Here is a 17078-nt window from a genome sequence, read left to right as displayed (position 1 = left end):
AGCCGATTTCCGCTCGGTTTCATCCCGTTTGATTTTTTCGGCTTCTCCAGCATGAGAAGGAGAATCTCCATCCGATGTTCATCTCTTCAGCGCGCGGCGCGCCTCCTCCAGCGTGTCCGAGCAGGACTGCTCCAAAGAGATGCCCGCGCTCCAGCCGAGAGCCGCCAAGGCCGAGGCATCCGCAGGCGGAGGAGACGCCGCCTCGCTGTCTCCAGCCTGAATCTCCAGCGGGCAAGCCGCTAGGCTGAGGTACAGATCGGCCAGCTCCCCGAGAGATCGCATCCGGCCGGACCCCATGGCGTAGGTCGCCCCGGAGAGGCCGCCCCGCAGGATGGCTTCATACCCCCGCACCGCATCGCGGACATCGAGGAAATCCCGCTTCTCGGTCCGAGAGGAGAGCTGGAACGGGAGCGGAGGCTCCTCTCCCTCCGCCGCAGCCTTCTCGCAAGCAGCCGCGTACCGGGCGAGCAGAGCGTTAAGGCCGCCGGAGGGCCCGGGCCCGATAAGATTGCAAGGTTCCGCGGCGATGATGTCCATGCCGTACATGGAATGCCAGCTGAGGGCGGCGGCTCTTTGGAACGTCTTGCTCAGGCTGTAGGGATGAGGCGGCCGGGGCGGTCCGTCCTCCGGCAGCCTGTAGCCGAGCATGGAGCCGGCGACGATGATCCTGCAGGAGGGAGCGGACAGCCGGACGGCTTCCAGCAGATGCACCGTGCCCATCAGATTGGCTTCCAGATAGCCTGCGGGATCCTTCCAGGAGGCGCCGGCATGATTGGCTCCCGCCAGATGCAGCACCGCGTCGGGCGAAATCTTGGCGATGGACTTCGCTACGGCCTGGCGGTCGGCCAAATCGCAGCCGACGACCGTGCAGCCGGCCGCCGCCTCCGGCGGCGCGGAGCCCGGCCGGATCATGGCGGCCACCGCATATCCCTCTGCTTCTGTAAAATGCTTTACCGCATGGCGGCCGCAGTACCCGCCTGCACCGGTCACCAGAAGGCGCAGCGGACGCCTCTGCCGGACCATCTCCTCCATGCCGCTTCCCCCCTTCGTTCAAGCGGTCCATCGCTTTCCTCGAGCCGAGACGCGACCGCCGGGCCCGGCGGTCAGAGCCGCCGTTTCTCCCACTCCGCCATCTCTGCCACCATGTCCGCTATGCTTGGGGCCTTGTAGTCCCAGTCGGTGCGTACAGCGGTGAGGGTGCGGTCGATGAACGGCTCGGCAGACGCCGTAATTTCAATGTCCGTGCGGCCGTAGGCCTGCTTGAACATTTCCAGCATTTCCAGCTTGCTCGCCGGAGCCGCAGCCAGCAGATGCACGAGGCCGCCGATCTCCGGCCGGGAAGCCGCATACTCGACCGCCTTCGCGAGCTCCAGCGTCGTCACTCCGTTCCAGTATACGCGGCTGTATCCCGATACCGAACCTTTCTGATCCAGAAACCACTTCAGCAGGCCGATTCCGGCAGGATTGGCATCCGGGCCGATGATGGACGTGCGGATCGTCAGATGCCCGGAGCCGCGCAGCTCCCCGAGAGCCTTCGAGCGGGCGTACACGCTTTTGCCGTCCGGAATATCGTGCTCGCTGTACCCGCCCCGGTCTCCCTCGAAGACGCAGTCGGAGCTGATGTGGATCAGCCGCGCCCCGATCTCCGAGGCGGCGAAAGCAAGCCAGTGGGGAAGCAGCCCGTTCACGATATAAGCCTCGAGCGGATGATCCTCTGCGTCGCGGTTGAGCTTGCCTACGCAGTTGACGACGAGATCCGGGCGCTGGAATTCCATCACGCTCCGGACGGCCTCCAGATCGGAGGCCTCCAGCTGGAGCGAGCCGCCGCGGCCGTCGCGGGTCGTCCAGACGACTTCAAACCCTGGGCGGCGGCGGAAATAGTCGACCATCATCGAGCCTGCCATTCCGCCGCCTCCGATGATGAGCAGCTTCATGAGAGGAAGCCGCCCCGCTTCAGCATATCCTGGATTTCCTGCTTGTTCATGAGATTCTCGCTCGAGCAGAAGCTGTCGAAGGCGACCGCTTCATAAGAGGCGTAATGCTCTTGCAGGCCGGGAATATCGAGCGGAGGCAGGATGACGAGGTATTCCTTGTCGTAGATGACGGTGCTCTTGCTTTCGAATTCGGTGAGCAGGATTTCATGCAGCTTTTCTCCGGGACGGATGCCGGTCTCGATAACGTCGGCTTTGACGCCGATATCCTCCATCAGCACCTCGGCCAGCTCCTCGATGCGGCAGGTCGGCATCGTCATGACGAAGATTTCGCCTCCGAGGCTTTCCTCCGATGCCTTGAACAAGAGCGAGATCGCATCCTGGAGCGTCAGGAAAAAGCGCGTCATGCGGCGGTCTGTCAGGCGGACCTGGCCTTTGCTGCGGATCTGGTTCGTGAACAGGTGGATGACGCTTCCGTTCGTGCCCAGCACATTGCCGCCGCGCACGCAGACGAACTTCGTATCGGTGTGAAGCAGGTTCGCGTACACGATCAGCTTCTCTCCGATCGCCTTGGTCATGCCGTAGAAATTCGACGGATTGGCCGCCTTGTCGGTCGAAATATAGATGACGCGCTTCACTTTGTTCGCGGTTGCCGCCTCGATGACGTTCTGCGTGCCGAGCACGTTGGTCTTGAGCGCTTCATAGGGCTGCTCCTCGCAGACCGGCACATGCTTGAGCGCGGCCAGGTGGAAGACGTAGTCTACGCCCATCGTCGCCTTCGTCAGCGCATCCAGGTCGCGGATGTCGCCGATCCGGAACGTCAGACGGGAATCCTCGAACGTGCGGCTCATCGTCACCTGGGCGGATTCGCTGCGGGAGAACACGACGATTTCCTTCGGATTTTGCGGCAGCAGCTGGCGAATCAGCTCATACCCCCAGGAACCGGTGCCTCCGGTAACGAGAATACGCGAGTTTTCAAACATTCCATTTCCCTCCAAGCAAATATTTCACTACGATGTCGGATACGTCGGGGGACTGATAGCCTGCCGGAATGGTCCAGCTTGGCGGAAGAGAAGTCATGACCTCGACGGCATCCGCGATATTGCCGGCACGCAGGCCGCTGACGGCGTTGCTGCCGCAGTCCACCGTCTCGGGCCGCTCCGTCGTATTGCGGATCGTGACGGTCGGGACGCCGAGCAGGCAGCATTCCTCCTGCACGGTGCCGCTGTCCGATACGGCGCACCAGGCGCTCTGCTCCAGCCGGACGAAGTCGAAGAAGCCGAACGGCTCATGGAATTCCACGAGCGGATGGGGAGAGACCGCCGTACCGCCGGATTCGATGCGGGATCGGGTGCGGGGATGGATGCTGCAGACGAGCCGCTTGCCGCTGCGGTCCGCGATCAGATTCAAGCCTTCGAGGATGCCGTCGAGATGGGCGGGCACGTCCACGTTCTCGGCGCGGTGGGTCGTGACGAGGACATACTCCTTCTCCAGCAGTCCGAGCCGCTCCAGAATGCGGCTTGCGGCGATCCGGTCCTTGTAATGCTCCATCACTTCATGAATCGGATTGCCGGTCCGGACGATCCGGTTCGCCGGGAAGCCCTCGCGCAGCAGATTGCTCTTGCTGTACTCCGTATACGGCATGTTGATGGTCGACACGGAATCGATGATCCGCCTGTTCTTCTCTTCCGGCACGGTCAGGTCGTAACACCGGTTACCCGCTTCCATATGCACGACCGGGATGCCCATCCGCTCTGCGACGATCGCGCACAGCGCGCTGTTGGTGTCGCCGAGCAGCAGCACGACATCGGGCTTCTCCAGCCGGAGCAGCCGCTCCATCTCGCCGAACATGAGCGACAGCTGTCCACCGAGGGAATGGCTGCCTCCCGACATGATATGGTCGGGCTTGCGGATTCCCATCTCTTCAAAAAAGACATCATTCAGCGAAGCCGTATAATTCTGGCCCGTATGGACCAATACATGGCTTGCCGCCAGCCGGTCCAGCTTGCCGATAATGAGGCTCAGCCGGATGATCTCCGGCCGCGTGCCGAGTACGGTCATTACGCGCACGTCATAGTTCCGCCTTTCTGCCATTCGTAATTTGCCGGACAGCATCCAGTCGGGCTGCCGGCATGCTCAATCGCTCAGCGCCGCTTTTTGCCTGCGGAACGCCGGCGCTTGCCGCCGCCCGCCCGGCGGCCCGCTTTCCTGCGGGATGATCGGCCTGCGGAGAGCGCCCTTCCCTTGCGCGGCCTCATCCCGCCTTTGCGTCCGCCCCGCCTTTTTCTGCGGCGGCTCGCGCGGCGGCTTCCCGAGGAAGCGCGCCGGGAAGCTGCCGGGGAATGCCCGGCATGCGGCGGATCCGAGCCGATCGGCTCGCCTGCGCCAAGCAAGGCCAGCACTGCATCGGGCATCTCCTGCCGCGCTTGGTGCGCATAGCCGGCTTCCGCCAACGCTTCCGGGCTGCGGAACGGGCGCAGCTGCCAATCCCTCAGCTCGTATACCTGTGCGCCGCTTCCATGAACGATCCGAGGCGAAGTCCGGCCGGACAGATGCAGCTGCCGGATCCGCTCGGTCAGCCGGCTGCGGTAGGCCGGCATGCCGAATACCTCCAGGGCGGCCGCGCCGCTCCTTGCGGCGACAGCCAGCCGCAGCGGCATGTTCGCGGTCAGCTGCGAGACGAGCGCAGCCAGCTCGTATGGATGGCCCGCAGCGGCCAGACGCTCTGCGTTTCCCGTCGCGCGCATGATTTCGGCGAGTCCTCCCGATGCGTACGCGACGACAGGCTTGCCGAACAGCATCCCTTCCAGCGCCGTCATCCCGAAGCCTTCCTCCACAATGCTGGGTACGACCAGAATATCGAGCGCAGGATAGGCGTTGCGGATGTCGGTCTCGAAGGGCAGCCAGCGGAACCGGTCCGCCATGCCGGAGGAAGCCGCCATGCGGATGCATCGCTCCAGATAAGGCGGATCGACCGGATTGCCGGTGACCGCGAATACCGCTTCGGGATGGCTGGCTCCGACATGCAGAGCCATCGCCATGAAGTGGTCGAGGCCTTTGTTCTCATAGAGATGGGAAGCGATGAAGCCGATCAGGCATTGATTTTCGGCCACATTCAGCTGGGCCCTTCGCTTCGCCCGTCTGGAAGTCCAGGTCCATGGCTCGAAATTCGACCCGTCGACCGCCGGATAGAGGACGGCGGACTTTGCGAGCAGGCTAGGGGAATGAATCGGCGACAGGGTCGAGGCGGATATTCCGACCAGCAGGTCGGTATGGGCTTCCATCAGCTCCTGAACGCTGCCGGTCCCTGCCGACGTCCGCATCGTCTCCGTCAAGCACCAGATGACCGGCACTCCCAGCCTCGTCGCCGCGATGGCAGGCAGGGGATGAACGCAGGTGTTGACCCATACCGCATGCGGCTTTACGGCGATGAGAAGACGGTACAGCGCCTCCATGCCGGAGCTGTGGACGCCTCCGGAAACCTCCTCCAGAATGGCCGGGTGGGCTTGATACATGGAATAGTAGATCGGGACAGCGCCTGTGACATGCACCCTGATTCCGGCCGCTCTCGCCCTTGCCGACAGGATGCCTTCCTCGGGCACGGCCAGAATGCATGAAGCCTCTCCGGCCAGCTCTGTCATCGTGAGCAGCAGCAGCTTCTCGGCTCCTGTTATCGCGTCAGGACTGCATATATGGGAGAAGAACAGGATGGTCGGGTTCGAAATCAATTTCTTCACCCCCTTCGGTCGGAAGCCGGCGCATCAGGACGGAAACATCGCCGTCAGCATGTAGTTCAGCCGATGCGCGTAGGTATGCTCCTTCATCGTCCGGTGCATGGAGCGCAGCGCGATGTCCTGCCTCTCTTGCTCGTGCTGGAGGTAATAATCGATCTTCTCGACCAATTCCTGAGGCGAGGAATAGGTCGCGATTTCCACTCCCGGCGTGTAGAAGCTGGCCAGGTCTTCCCGTACGTCCGTCAGCTGCAGGGTGCCGCAGGCGGATATTTCGAACGTGCGGGGATTGGGAGAAACCGCCGTGATCATCTCGCTGTTGCTGTTGAACGTTTCGTCGTCATGGGCACGGTGCATGTTGATGACGATCTTCGCTCCGTTGTACGTCGCCGCCGTCTCCAGCGGTCCCATCCAGTGGCCCGCCCGGATGCGGGAGGAGAGGAGCTGATAATCGCGCAGCCGCTCCCACCAGAGACCGGAGATGATAATATCGCGAGTGGCGAGGTACGGAGTGATCTGGTCGAAGAAGTCGACGCGCTTGTGATAAGCGGAACCGACGAAGCTGATTTCCCTGCGGAGGGACAGATCGGGATTGCGGGGGCGGAATTCATCGGGATTGACGCCGAGCGGAAGGTAATGGACGTTGGGGCATCCGAGCCTGCGGTAGAATTCGACGCAGTTTTTCTCCAGCGTAAAGACGAAGTCGTAATGCGGAGCGAGCTTGCGGGTGATGTCGGAATAGTAGGGATCATCCGTGAACCAGACGGCTGTCCGGATGCCGAGCGCCCGGATGGCGTCGACGTTCTCGACCGGAGCCTGCAGGCCGTCCAGGAAGATGACCGCGTCGGGCCGGAGCGTTTCGGCCTGCTGAACGTAATTTTGCAGCGTATCGCTCACGCTGAGCCTCAACGTCATGGAACGGAGCGAGTCGGCGATGGAGGCGTCCAGGGGAGAATACGGATATCCTTTTGCGGTAGCGATAAACATGATATGAAGCGGGAATATGGGAGGCGAATAGCTTACCAGGGAAAGGCCGGCCTCGCATTTGCCGAACCAGCGGCCGTGCTCATGTCCCGTCGCGAAGCCTGCTGCCCTGCCCCTTTCCAGCTCCGGATCCGGAAGCATCGGGGCGACGGGTTGCAGGAAGCGCTTCTTGCTTGCGCGGGAAGGCGCATGCTTGGCTGCGCGCCTGCCCTTGCGCAGGGATTTAACTGCCAACTTTAGTCCTCCTCTTTTGATAGCAGCACTCACGCCGTCAGCCCAGGGGGAGCAGATCCAGAAGATCTCCGACGCGGCGGGCGAAGGTGTGTTCCTGAAGCGTGCGCAGCATCCCTTTCACGGAGACGGCTCTGCGCAGGTCTTCATGAAGAAGATAATGCCTTATTTTGCCGACCAGCTCTCCTGCGTCGGCAAAGGTGTCCAGCTCCTGTCCCGGCACGTAATAACGGCCGAGGTCATCGCGGATATCGGTCATCTGCAGCGTTCCGCAGGCGGAAATTTCATACGTCCTTGGATTGATGGAGGCGCCGCGGAGACCGTGGTCGTTGTGGTTGTCGACTCCCGGTTCCGTCGTCCGGTGGATGTTCAGGACGATCCGGGCGCCGTTGTAATAGTTCACCGTCTCCTCGATCGGCATCCAGCCGGGAAGCAGCTGGCAGCTCTTGCGCGCCCTTGGACTCAGACGCTCCCATTCCCCCCCGGCGATGACGACCCTGAGGCCTTGCAGCTGCGGCAGCACCTGATCCAGCAGCCCGATCCGGTTCCAGAAGCCCTGGCCGATGAAGCAAACGTCGCTGCGGTATTTGCGGGGAACCGGCTTGGCATGGTAGACCCCCGTATTGACGCCGAGCGGCGCGTAATGAACTTGCGGATGTCCCAGCCGACGATAGAAATCGACCGCCTCGAGGTCGTGGGTGAAGACGTAATCGTAGCAGAACGCCAGGCTGCTCGTTTCCCTCGTAAAATAGGGATCGTCCGCGAACCAGATGGCGGCCGGTATGCCCAAATTCCGGATCGCTGCGATCTGTGAAGGCTGATCGGCCGGAAACACGTGATGCAAGCCGTTCATGACGAGCACCAGATCCGGCCTGAGCCTCTCCGCGTCAACGAACATGGTGCCGGGACTGCTTACAGCAACCGAGCTGGCGTGCATCGCCAGCGCTTCCTGCACGCCTTGGTCGATCGCCGGAAACCCTTGCGGGACGTACATGACGCTCATGGCTCTTCGCGCTTCGGGCGTCCATACCCGCGCGGCGGATGCCGCAGCCTGGCAGGCGCCGTCCCGGCGGCCTTCCTCCAATCCGATCCGATGCCCCTCCTGCCTTCCCGCTTCAACCGTCCGCGGTACGTGGCTTGGCATGCCGAATGCCTCCCTTCTTGACCTTGCTCTGCTCCTACTATATGTCCGGAGGCCGCTGTCTACTTGGTCTCTTGTCCTCGCGCCGCCAAAAATGGCGGATGACTAGATTAGCAGAATGAACGCCTGCGGCGACGACGCGGGCTGCGTCCCCTGCATCCGGCTGCCGCAACGGATGAATGCCCGTATTGCCGGACAGGAGCCGCCTGGAGCGTTTCGGTCGCCTAAAAAAAAGCCGCCGGACGGCGGCCTGAAAGCTTTGAAATCAGCCGGGCTGGGTTTCATAGGCGAATTGCAGTCCCTCTTCATAGCCCATGCCGAAGCCAGCCTGATACCCCTCTGTGTACGTCTGCTGGAATCCGGCCTGGAAAGCGGGGCTTCCCTGCATGATCGCCGGCTCCACGAACCCATGGACGGCTCGGCGCCGCGCTGCCGCCTGCCGGCGGCGCGGCCGTTTTGCCGCCGCCGATCGTCTGACGGAACGAGTCTTCTTCTTTGCGGCCGACTTTCCTTTTTTCGCTCCGGCTGCTTTTTTTCGCCGCCCGAGCGCTGCGGAAGGCAGCCGTTTTCTCACGGCACTTCTTTTTGTCTTCATGAAATATCCTCCTTGGAATCCTTGTAAGCCCTTGTCCCGCCGCATGATTTCATAGACGCTGGTACAGCAGAGGGGGAGCAATAACAGGCAGCCCGGCCGGTAGCAGCGCCGCAGCGGCATCCGCCTCAGGCATCAGGGGCTTAAGATGAAGCCCCCAGCGCTCCGCGGCCGCCGGGTTGAGAACGGTCCTGCGCCGCCCCTCTTCCACATAAGCAAGGGAGCCGTTCAGCCATGCCGCATAGGGCGGTGGAAAATCGCCGGTTGAGCTCTCCCCGTCCAGCGGCAGGGACGGGGCGGACTTCTCGCTTCTCCAGCGGGAAGCCGCGATGCTGGAAGCGATCGTTGCCGCAGCCGGGCGGTAGCTGCTCAGCACGGGCCTTCCCAAGCGGACGGAAGGAAGCTCCCAGCCTCCCTCGATTTTCCAGCGGACTCCCCTCTCCAGCCACCAGACCGTTCCGTCGGCCCCTTCCGCAGCGACCCCGCCTGGATAGAAGGACGCCTCGCCAGCCGGCTTCGCCAGTTCCGGATCCTTCGCCGACGGCGCCCGAAGAACGCCCGCCGGATCCTCCCATTTGGCCTTGTAAAAGAGCCGGTTGCTCTCGGTGATGGCCGTCATGCGGGCTTCCTCCCGCACCGTGACGCTGCCGAAATGATGAATGAAGCAGTCTCCCGCAATGTACAGCCGCAGGCTCAGCAGCCTCGCGCGCAGGCAGAAATCGTCATCCTCGTAGTTTCCTACCTGATAACCCTCGTCGAAGTACCCGATCGCCTCCCACAAGGAGCGGCGCATCAGCATGCAGAAGCCGGTCAGTCTCGCCGTCTCTTTCCAGCGCCGCGAATCCGGCTTGTTGCGGCCCCGAGCCCAGACATCCATCCCCTTGATCGAACGATAGGGAACCTTCACGAGCTGGCTGCCGCTGATGAAGTTGGTGACGGGACCGACGATGCCGGCGAAGGGACTTCGTTCCAGGCAGGCCGTCAGGTTATCCAGCCAGCGCTCCGTCACCAGCGTGTCGTTGTTGAGCAGCAGCAGCCTGTCGCCTCTGGCCATCATGAGGCCGCGGTTGACCGCTCCCGCAAAACCGAGATTGCGGTCCATGACCCGGAAGCGGAGCTTGCCCGGGCCAAGCAGCAGCGAATAGGTTTCCAGCATGGCAGCCGTCCCGTCCGCCGAGGCATTGTCCACGACGATGATTTCGTATGGCTCTGGAGTATGCCTCCGAATGCTGTCCAGGCAGCGGACCAGGTAGTCCCGCTTGTTGTAGGTCGGAATGATGATGCTCGTGCCCGGCCATCGCTGCCCCAAGGCTGCCTTCCCGGCTTCGAAGCCGTGATCGAAGCCTTCCTGCCATCCGGGAGCGTGCGTCTGCGGCGCCTCCTCTGGCGCATCCGCCGCATTTGCCGCTAGGGACGGCATTGCCGGAACTGCTTTCATCGCATTTGATGCGGCTGCTGGAACGGTTCTGGAAGCGCCTCGCCGCCCGCTCACGGAGCTGCGGCCTCCTTGGCCCCGTTCCGGCAGCCGCTCCTGGAGCAGGCTCTCATTTCTGTCCCTCTCCATCCTTCTTGTGCCGGGCTGCTTCAAGAAGAGAATCGAACGTCCCTGCATCCGCCCACCAGCCCTGCAGCATCGCATGCGCCAGCTTGCCTGCGGCCGCGTAGACATTGTTGACGTCCGTGATTTCAAGCTCCCCTCTTCCTGAAGGAGCAATCGCGGAGACGACGTCGAAGACGCTGCCGTCGTAGAGATAGATGCCGGTCACGCTGTAGCTGCAAGCGGGAGCAGCCGGCTTCTCCTCGATTCGGAGTATCTTTCCGCCTTCATCGAACACCGGCACCCCGTACCTTTCCGGATCGGGAACTTCCTTGAGCAGAACCATCGCGCTTCCGGCAGGCTCCTTCTCGTATGCCTTCACATAGGGCTCGAGGGAGTCGTCGACCAGATTGTCGCCAAGCAGCATCAGGAACTTCTCTTCCTTGCCGACATAGGGCTTCGCCAGCTCAAGAGCCTGGGCGATGCCTCCGGCCTCCTCCTGGATGAGATAGGTTATCGATGCCCCGTGCCCGCGGCCGCTGCCGAAATACTCGATGAACATTCCCGCCGAGCGGCGGCCCGTAATGAAGAGAATTTCATCCGCTCCCGCCGCCGCGAGCGTATTCACGGCGTAGTGGATCATCGGATAGTTGTACACCGGGAGCAAGTGTTTGTTCATCAGTCCCGTCAGCGGCATCAGCCGGGTACCGGTTCCTCCTGCAAGCAGAATGGCTTTCAACAGACGTTCACTCCTTCTCTTCTTTAAGCAAATGCGCTAATCAGACTCTTTTCCTGCGACATCGCGGCGGCGGTCGTAATCCGGGAAGGCGGATCTCGGCCCGCCTTTCCTTTCTAGAATCCGTACAACGGCTTGGGCGCAGCGGACGCCCTCCTCCGGAAGCGGCTTCCCTGCGCGCGCGCTTCCCGCAGCGGCTGCCGGCGCCGTTACCGTGACCGCCTTCCCCCCTGCCGCCAGCAGCGTCGCCAATGCTTCGGCCGGATCGGCAAGGGCATCCCCTTGAAGCAGCTCCGCGGCTTTGCGGTTCAAAGCGAAAACGGCCCGTTCCATCGACGCGAAGCTGCGCGTCTCTTCTCCGAGCGACCAGTGCATGAAGGCGCTCAGAACCATGGACTTGCTCCAGCTCGAGAACGGGACCGCGCGGCTTGTGCTTGACGGAACCGCGGCACATGGCCGGTGGGAGGAAACGGCTTTGGCAATGAGAGCCTGCGCCGGCAGCCGGGCAAGCGCATCGGCTCCGAGCCCGGCATCCGCATACAGGACGGCATCCTTCTCCGAGGCGGCTGCAAGAACGGAACCAGCCGCCAGCGCTTCATGGACATGAATGGCATCGAGATCGGGATGGCGCACGTCGGCTTCGGACCGGTTCGAAGCTGCTTCAGTCTCCCCGGCTCCGCCAAGCCGGCTGCCTGCACGGTAGAGCATTTCGATGACCGGGCTGAACCCTTTCCGCCGCATGATCTCCGCAGCTTCGGCCAGCTGTCCGGCGTCGCTCCCGGCCACGACAGCGGCGGAGAGAGGCTTCCAGCCGGGATAGACCGCGCTATTGCCCCCGCTGCTGCGATCGCGGGTTGGATTGGTTTTGCTGCTGCGATAGCGGGTTCGGCCGGCTTTGCCGCTTCGAAATCGGGTTGGACCGGCTTTGCTGCCGGCATTGCCTTTTTCGTTCGGGCTTGTCGTTCTGCCGTTGCCGGCTGCCTTTGCCCTGCCGGTCCTTCCATATCCGGACCCTCTGCCGTCCTGTCTCCCTGTCCCCGGACGGACCGTCCTGCCGCCCTGCATCATTCCGTCCCTCCCCCATGTCCGGTTTCCGCGCCGTCGGACTCGGGAAGGACAGGAGTTTCTTTATCGGACGCAGCTTGCCTCGACAGCCAAGCGATCGCTTCGAGATGATCCCCGATTATGAGCCGGTGAAGCGGCCTTGACCGCTCGCGCTCGCGGCGCGGCCGGTTGCAGCGGCCGACATCGACCCGGATCGGCAGGACGATCCTCAGTCCCGCCGCTGCCGCCTTGGCGTGGGCAAGAGGCGGAACGAGCAGCGATTCCGATCCGATGACCGACAATGCGCCCCTCGACATCGCGTGGGGGACGGCGGTGAGCGAGGTTCCTTTGAGATCGGGCCGGCCGAGCATCTCATTGAGGGCATGCTTCGCCAGCACGACGGGATGAACCCGGGATGTATGGACAGGACCGGAGTAATTGTTCAAGGCGACATCCGCTCGCCCGCGGGCAATGACATCGACGAACGGCCTCAGCTTGACGGCGGACAGCACCATATCTCCGTCCAGGAAAAGAAGGATCTCTCCTTGGGCGGCACGGGCGCCTATGGCGCGTCCGACATCGTGTCCGAGAGGACTCAGGTATCGGATCACCTTGGCGCCGCAGCGTTCGGCTGCTTCCGCAGATCCGTCGGTGGAACCGTTGGCGACGACAATCAGCTCCGTGTGCGGATGGATTCTCGCAGCCTGCTTCAACACGGCGGCAATCGTCCGCCGTTCATTCATGACCGGAATAATGACCGACAAGAAGGGCGGTGCGCCGTCTGAATCGCGGGCTTCCGCTCCGAATGCGGAAGTCGGGCCGGAGGCTGGAAGCTTGCCAGGCGACCGGCGTCCATTCCCGCCCTTTCCCATACCGGCAGGCCGGACCTTAGCCGCGAAGCCGCCTGGCCTCCCGGCGCCATCGTTCCTTCGCGGGGCTCCTGCCCCTTCCCGACGTCCGCCTTGGCTTCTCGAGCGTGCGTCTCTCATCATTTCACCTCACTACTTGCCAGCTTATGAGAGAGCGGGAACGATGGCACGGCATTTGTACAGGCGGGATAACCGGGGAGTATAGGAATCAAAAAGAGCTGCGCCGCGTCATCCCGAGATGACGTCCGCACAGCTCTTTCAGCAGCCCATTTTATTCGTTTGTCGATTTGTCTTCGAACGAACCATTGAATTCGGCCGTCATCCATTCACCGACTCATCGATCCATTGATCCATCGATTCATCGATCCATCGATCTATCGATTCATCCATCGGCATCGATTTTTGGATTCATTCTTCAATTCATCCATCCCCTGATTTAGGGGGTCATTTATTCATTGAATCCCCTTCACCTCTTGTTCTCTTGTTTCCCCGATCCGCCTCCGGCTCTCCACCCATTACCGGGAAACGGAGACGGCTGCCCGACCGCGTTCAGATCCCTTCCTGCAGCCTGCCGGCGGCGATCCAATCGATTCGGCCCCGGGCATTGCCCTCCTCCTGCGTGCGGATGAGGGTGACTACCGCCTCTGCCGTCAGCTTGGCGCGCACGACAGCGTGGCAATGGGGAACGTCGAGGGAGCAGACGAACGAATATTCGCTGTCCATGAACGGAGTCTGGAGCGGAATGATCAGGTCGATTCTGGCGCGGTCGCGAAAAGCGAACGGAATCGTTCCGTGCTGCACGCCGGCTCCTTTTGGGGACTGCCCTGCTTCGTCATCGGGCGAGGCTGGCCCGTCGTCTGCGGCCAACGCCTGCCGTGGCAGCAGCCGCGCTGTGCCCGGCGCTCGGACGGACAACGCCGAGCTGTAACGGATCTCGCTCACGTCATATCCGGGCTGCTCTTTTTCCGCCGGAAGCTCCTCCGGCTGATCCCCGATCCTGGACAGAGCGGCGTCTGCATCTGATGGCGCAGACGGCTTGAATTCAGCTTCCGGCTCCGTTCCGGCCCAGGGCAGCGTGTCCGAAACGCTCTCCAAGGCAACGCCGTGAAGCCTGACTTTGGGGACTCGGCTTTCCTTGGCCGCCAACGGGACGCGAATAGAAGCGGGAATGTCGTCCAGCCAGTCGATTTCCGATATGTTCGGATTGTCATAGTGGTATAAAGGCTTTGAAGATTGCCTGCCTCTGCCTCCCTGCTGGCTCCTGGCTTTCGGCGCGAGCGGCGCTCCGCCGGGTACATAAGGTTTGCTGCCCTTTGCGGGCCTTCCGTTCGTCTTCATCGTCAAGCTCCTCCACCAATGCATAGTACTGTTATCCTATGCGGCTGCCCGGCAGGCGGATACCATGACGTTGCAAGCAGCCCGGAAATTCAGCTGTCCTCGCTGCGCCAGGCGGCATGCCAGAGCGCGCCCGTGCCCGCTCCTAGCGGCCCGCCCGATGCGATCGCCGCAAGCGTGAACGCCTTGGCCCCCCTTGCCGCCTCCTCCATGTCCAGGCCTCTTGCAAGCAGTGCGGCAAGCGCGGAGGCAATCGTGCAGCCCGTCCCATGGGTATGGACAGTCGGAATGCGCGAAGCTGTCAGCACGACGGGGTCATTCGGATAAGAGGCGGACAGGAGAACGTCGGCGGCCGCTTCCGTTCCGGCCAGATGGCCGCCTTTAAGAAAGACATGCCTGCACCCGAATCCCAGCATTTCCTTGGAAGCGTCCTTCATCGCCTCAAGGCTTCCAATCTCCCTTTCTTTCAGACCGAGCAAGGCGCAAGCCTCCGGAATATTAGGCGTAACGACTTCCGCCAGAGGCAGAAGCCGCAGGCGAAGCGCTTCAGCCGCATCCTCCCGCAGCAGCGGAGATCCGTGCTTGGAGATCATGACGGGATCGACCACGAGCTTGATGGCCGCGGCCTTCTCCAGCCTGGAAGCTGCCGCATGGATGATCTCCGGCGAGAACAGCATGCCCGTCTTGACGGCATCGACTCCGATATCGCCCAAGACGGCGTCGAGCTGAGCCTCTACCGCTTCAACCGGAAGGGGGTAGACTCCGTGCACGCCGACCGTATTTTGCGCCGTCACCGCAGTGATGACGCTCATGCCGAATGTGCCGAGCTCCTGGAACGTCTTCAGATCCGCTTGAATGCCCGCGCCTCCACCGGAATCCGAGCCTGCGATCGTCAGCACTTTCCGGATGCCGCCTCCCCGCAGCCCGTCGCCTTGCCCGACAGCAGTCTCTAGCAAAGGAATTCCTCCCTCATCGGAAGGTTTCGGCCAGTCTCCGCGCCGCCTCTGGCCGCTGCCGCGAATCGTTCCGGGGAGAAGGAGGCGATCCATTCCGGCTTCGTTCCATCCAGCAGCTCCCCTACGGCCGCAGCGGTCGCAGGTGCAAGCAGTATGCCGTTTCGGTAATGGCCGGCCGCCACGATGACCTGGGGATGATCGCTCAAGGCGCCGATCATTGGACGCCCGTCGCGTGTGGCCGGCCTCAGCCCGGCCCAGCGCAGCTTTGGTCGCGCGCCTTCCAGGAAAGGGAATATCCGGCTGCTCCACCGCTCCAGCCGCCCGATTCCCTTCTCCGTGACCGAGGCGTCGAATCCGGCAACATCTTCGGAAGCTCCGCATACGAGGGCGTTCCCCGATTTGCCGACCCAATAGGCCTGACTCGAAAACACCATATGCCTGACCGCTCCGTCGGGCACGTCGAAAGCGCAGATCTGACCGCGAATCGGATGAATGGACTCCGGCAAGCCGAACATCACCTCGAATTCCCCGGACCAGGCTCCGGTACAGATCAACAGCCTGTCCGCCTCGTGCTCTCCGGAATAATCGGTCGAGAGAGCGACGGACCGCTCCCCGGAACCGGATGTCCGCAAAGCAAGCTCCCGCAGGCTGCCGGCTCCGCCTATCATCCTGATCCCGGCCAGCCTGCAAGCCTCGGCCAGCGCTGCAGCGAGGCGGGGAGCCTCGACATGGGCTTCGGACGGCGTGTAGATGCCGCCCGCCGCTCCCCGCGCGAGAAGCGGCTCCATACGGGCGAGCTCGGCGGCGCTCAGCAGCTCGGCTCCGCTGCCGGCCGCCCGCTGCCAGTCCAGTCTCGAGCGCAGCGGGAGCAGATCCGCTTCATGATAAGCGACGCCGACGCTGCCGGTGCGCTTGAGCCCGGCCTTCATGCCGCTGGCTTCCTCGATTGCTGCCGTCCAATCCGGGTAACGGAGCAGGCTGCCGGCGCAAAGATGGAAGAAAGCGTCCGGCTGGTCGGCATTTTCCGAGAACGGTGCCAGCATGCCCGCCGCCGCTCCCGTTGCCTGGCCGCCGAAGCCGCCCTTTTCAATGATGGTCACCTCGCGGCCTCCGCCTCTGGCCGCCTCGTAAGCGCAGCTCAGCCCGATGATGCCGCCTCCGAGGATAAGCACCCTTTCCTTCACAGCCTCCACGCTCCCGAGCGATCGGCTTGGCGCGTGTACAGAGCGCCGGCTTCCGTACTGCTCGCAGAAGCATAGGGAAGCGCGGGGATGCGGCCGGCCAGCCTGGCCAGCCGGCCGGCGCGGATCGCGAGCGCCATCGCTTCGGCCATCGCCACCGGATCAGCCGCCCGCGCCACCGGCGTATTGGCCAGCACGGCCGATGCCCCCAGCTCCATCGCCTGAGCGGCGTCCTTCGCCGAGCCGATTCCGGCGTCCACGATGACGGGGACCGGCGATTCCTCCGCGATCAGTCCGAGGTTGTACGGGTTCAGGATGCCGAGCCCGGTTCCGATCGGTGCGCCGCCCGGCATGACGGCCGCCGCTCCGGCTTCGGCCAGTCTCCGGCAGAGGATGGGGTCGTCGGAGGTGTAAGGCAGCACCGTAAAGCCTTCGGCGACAAGCCTTTCCGTCGCTCGCAGAGTCTCCAGCGGGTCGGGCAGCAGCGTGCGGGAATCGGCGCTGATCTCCACCTTGATCCAGCTGCCGAGCCCTGCCGCTCTGGCCAGGCGCGCGATCCTCACCGCCTCGTCCGCATTGCCTGCGCCCGACGTATTGGGGAGGTAGATCCGCTTTTCTTCGGGCAGATGCTGCAGGATCGAATCGTCTTCAAGCTGCTCCAGGTTGACGCGGCGGACGGCGAACGTAATGACCTCCGCACCGCTTGCCCGGAGCGCCTGCTGCATGACGGCCGGGCTCGGGAAACGGCCCGTTCCGAGGAAGAATCGCGAAGAGAGCCTTGTCCCGCCCACTGTCCAGACATCCCGGCCC

The 17078-nt window shown here is 63.0% G+C and carries 16 protein-coding genes; all 16 read right to left on the bottom strand.

Annotated elements, in window-relative coordinates; all coding sequences use genetic code 11:
• Positions 1-78: 78 nt before the first annotated feature.
• Positions 79-1032, bottom strand: coding sequence for an NAD-dependent epimerase/dehydratase family protein (locus VE23_RS24455; RefSeq protein WP_069202525.1), 954 nt, complete (start codon positions 1030-1032; stop codon positions 79-81).
• A gap of 71 nt (positions 1033-1103) precedes the next feature.
• Positions 1104-1934 carry a dTDP-4-dehydrorhamnose reductase family protein gene (locus VE23_RS24450; protein WP_049869449.1) on the bottom strand — a complete coding sequence of 277 codons (831 nt, stop codon included), beginning with the start codon at positions 1932-1934 and terminating at the stop codon, positions 1104-1106.
• Entirely contained in the window at positions 1931-2914 is a 984-nt protein-coding gene (locus VE23_RS24445) for a polysaccharide biosynthesis protein (RefSeq protein ID WP_048750108.1), read from the bottom strand. Before VE23_RS24445 ends, VE23_RS24450 begins: the two co-directional genes overlap by 4 nt.
• Entirely contained in the window at positions 2907-4001 is a 1095-nt protein-coding gene (gene wecB, locus VE23_RS24440) for a non-hydrolyzing UDP-N-acetylglucosamine 2-epimerase (RefSeq protein ID WP_049869447.1), read from the bottom strand. The genes VE23_RS24445 and wecB overlap by 8 nt, the downstream gene beginning before the upstream one ends.
• Before the next feature lie 74 nt (positions 4002-4075).
• Positions 4076-5659, bottom strand: coding sequence for a glycosyltransferase family 4 protein (locus VE23_RS24435; protein ID WP_049869445.1), 1584 nt, complete (start codon positions 5657-5659; stop codon positions 4076-4078).
• Between the two features lie 33 nt (positions 5660-5692).
• Complete coding sequence (locus VE23_RS24430; protein ID WP_232317037.1) at positions 5693-6880, bottom strand: CgeB family protein; 1188 nt, start codon at positions 6878-6880, stop codon at positions 5693-5695.
• A 37-nt stretch (positions 6881-6917) separates the two neighbouring features.
• Positions 6918-8021, bottom strand: coding sequence for a CgeB family protein (locus VE23_RS24425; RefSeq protein ID WP_048745374.1), 1104 nt, complete (start codon positions 8019-8021; stop codon positions 6918-6920).
• 262 nt (positions 8022-8283) lie between these two features.
• A complete protein-coding gene (locus VE23_RS24420) occupies positions 8284-8613 on the bottom strand; it encodes a hypothetical protein (RefSeq protein WP_021881604.1) in 330 nt (109 codons plus the stop codon).
• A 49-nt stretch (positions 8614-8662) separates the two neighbouring features.
• Entirely contained in the window at positions 8663-10102 is a 1440-nt protein-coding gene (locus VE23_RS24415) for a glycosyltransferase family 2 protein (protein ID WP_198156212.1), read from the bottom strand.
• A gap of 52 nt (positions 10103-10154) precedes the next feature.
• Positions 10155-10886, bottom strand: coding sequence for a sugar phosphate nucleotidyltransferase (locus tag VE23_RS24410; RefSeq protein ID WP_049869442.1), 732 nt, complete (start codon positions 10884-10886; stop codon positions 10155-10157).
• A gap of 36 nt (positions 10887-10922) precedes the next feature.
• Positions 10923-11951, bottom strand: coding sequence for a hypothetical protein (locus VE23_RS24405; RefSeq protein ID WP_157054047.1), 1029 nt, complete (start codon positions 11949-11951; stop codon positions 10923-10925).
• Positions 11948-12691, bottom strand: coding sequence for a glycosyltransferase family 2 protein (locus VE23_RS24400; RefSeq protein WP_269746005.1), 744 nt, complete (start codon positions 12689-12691; stop codon positions 11948-11950). Before VE23_RS24400 ends, VE23_RS24405 begins: the two co-directional genes overlap by 4 nt.
• A 654-nt stretch (positions 12692-13345) precedes the next feature.
• Positions 13346-14134 (bottom strand): WIAG-tail domain, encoded by a 789-nt coding sequence (locus tag VE23_RS24395; RefSeq protein WP_048745379.1) that lies wholly within the window; start codon positions 14132-14134, stop codon positions 13346-13348.
• A gap of 89 nt (positions 14135-14223) precedes the next feature.
• Positions 14224-15087 (bottom strand): bifunctional hydroxymethylpyrimidine kinase/phosphomethylpyrimidine kinase, encoded by an 864-nt coding sequence (gene thiD / locus VE23_RS24390; protein ID WP_232317036.1) that lies wholly within the window; start codon positions 15085-15087, stop codon positions 14224-14226.
• Positions 15081-16271, bottom strand: coding sequence for a glycine oxidase ThiO (thiO, locus tag VE23_RS24385; RefSeq protein ID WP_049869438.1), 1191 nt, complete (start codon positions 16269-16271; stop codon positions 15081-15083). The genes thiD and thiO overlap by 7 nt, the downstream gene beginning before the upstream one ends.
• Positions 16268-17059, bottom strand: coding sequence for a thiazole synthase (locus tag VE23_RS24380; RefSeq protein WP_332310184.1), 792 nt, complete (start codon positions 17057-17059; stop codon positions 16268-16270). Before VE23_RS24380 ends, thiO begins: the two co-directional genes overlap by 4 nt.
• Between the last annotated feature and the right edge of the window lie 19 nt (positions 17060-17078).

The sequence above is a fragment of the Paenibacillus sp. D9 genome, from assembly GCF_001188365.1.
GTDB classification, from domain to species: Bacteria; Bacillota; Bacilli; order Paenibacillales; family Paenibacillaceae; genus Paenibacillus_O; species Paenibacillus_O humicus.
This window is presented reverse-complemented; position numbering and strand designations above follow the sequence as displayed.

Excerpts from the sequence above, each read along its gene's own strand:
- VE23_RS24420 (WP_021881604.1), bottom strand. The coding sequence starts at position 8,613 with ATGAAGACAAAAAGAAGTGCCGTGAGAAAACGGCTGCCTTCCGCAGCG.
- VE23_RS24395 (WP_048745379.1), bottom strand. The coding sequence starts at position 14,134 with ATGAAGACGAACGGAAGGCCCGCAAAGGGCAGCAAACCTTATGTACCC.
- VE23_RS24450 (WP_049869449.1), bottom strand. The coding sequence starts at position 1,934 with ATGAAGCTGCTCATCATCGGAGGCGGCGGAATGGCAGGCTCGATGATG.
- VE23_RS24455 (WP_069202525.1), bottom strand. The coding sequence starts at position 1,032 with ATGGAGGAGATGGTCCGGCAGAGGCGTCCGCTGCGCCTTCTGGTGACC.
- VE23_RS24445 (WP_048750108.1), bottom strand. The coding sequence starts at position 2,914 with ATGTTTGAAAACTCGCGTATTCTCGTTACCGGAGGCACCGGTTCCTGG.
- VE23_RS24425 (WP_048745374.1), bottom strand. The coding sequence starts at position 8,021 with ATGCCAAGCCACGTACCGCGGACGGTTGAAGCGGGAAGGCAGGAGGGG.
- VE23_RS24405 (WP_157054047.1), bottom strand. The coding sequence starts at position 11,951 with ATGATGCAGGGCGGCAGGACGGTCCGTCCGGGGACAGGGAGACAGGAC.